Here is a 1,071-nt window from a genome sequence, read left to right as displayed (position 1 = left end):
TACAGATTTATCTCTTACAATGCGAGCATGATATTCCACGTTTGCAGTAGTAGGTACTGTATCTATCAAAGAAGCAACGAACGATTGCCCTCCTAATCTATCGAGAAATCCTCGCTTTTTTGCCTCCTCGATAAAGGTCAATGGGTCCACCGCTTTGTCTTTTTTAAGCATCTCTGAAATAATTTCGTATGACAGCTGATGCATGGCATCGTAGAAATCATCTTTTCGCAACGTCTCAACCACATATAAAGCAGCATCTTTATCAAGCAAGCAAGATCCCAACACAGCCCTTTCGGCATCGAGATTATGTGGCATTACCCTATCAATTTCTTGGTTCAAGCTCCTTGCGCCTCCACCTTTAGCTTCATTTCTACCTCAACATTTGTGTGAAGTTTTATCTTTAGGGGATAAAGACCCAGTTCTTTAATGGGTTCTTCCATCTTGATGAGCCTTTTATCCACTTCTACTCCCAACTGTTCCAATATAGCCTCGCTGATGTGGGCATTAGTGACACTTCCAAATAACTTTCCCTTTTCCCCTGCGCTAACACGTATAGTTACTTGCTTACCTTGAAGTAGTTTGGATTTTTCGCGTGCCTCCTCTTCCATTCTTTGTGCTCGTCTCTCCTCGATTTTTTTAATTTCCTCTAGCCGTTTAATTTTACCGGGCGTTGCTTCCTCAGCTAGACCTCGAGGTATCAAATAGTTTCTTGCATAACCATCGGCAACCTTAACGAGATCCCCTCTCTTTCCCAATTTATCAACATCCTGCTTCAAAATTACCAGCAAATCAGATCACCTCCGAAATTTTGACCTAAGATCCACTAAAATGTCTAAAAAACCTAACATTATCACAACCATAGAGAGTATGGGGACAAATATGACCATTACAACGACTAAAATACCAACCCATCTTTTCATGTTCTGTTTCAATAATTTCGATAATAAATACCAAACAGTCGCCAACCCTTGAATTAAGAAAAGCATCATTGAAATAACCTTTAAGTTCAAGCCCACCACATATAGCACACCAATATTATTACCGCTGCGGCCAAAAAAAGAAAGAACAAGG

Annotated in this window: 3 protein-coding genes; all 3 read right to left on the bottom strand. The window is 40.2% G+C overall.

Translation table 11 applies throughout. The features are described 5' to 3' along the window. Positions 1–339, bottom strand: a 339-nt coding sequence (locus Q7P41_RS10715; RefSeq protein WP_303884158.1) for a DnaB-like helicase N-terminal domain-containing protein, incomplete at its 3' end; no start/stop codon positions are given. Further along, a complete protein-coding gene (gene rplI, locus Q7P41_RS10710; RefSeq protein ID WP_303884156.1) occupies positions 336–788 on the bottom strand; it encodes a 50S ribosomal protein L9 in 453 nt (150 codons plus the stop codon). The genes Q7P41_RS10715 and rplI, both read right to left, overlap by 4 nt. Positions 789–794: 6 nt before the next feature. Beyond that, the coding region (locus Q7P41_RS10705) for a DUF2232 domain-containing protein (RefSeq protein ID WP_303884155.1) at positions 795–1,071 on the bottom strand (277 nt) is incomplete at its 5' end.

Source organism: Acetomicrobium mobile (assembly GCF_937920065.1).
Note: the sequence above shows the minus strand (reverse complement) of the source record. Positions and strands in the feature narration are given on the sequence as shown.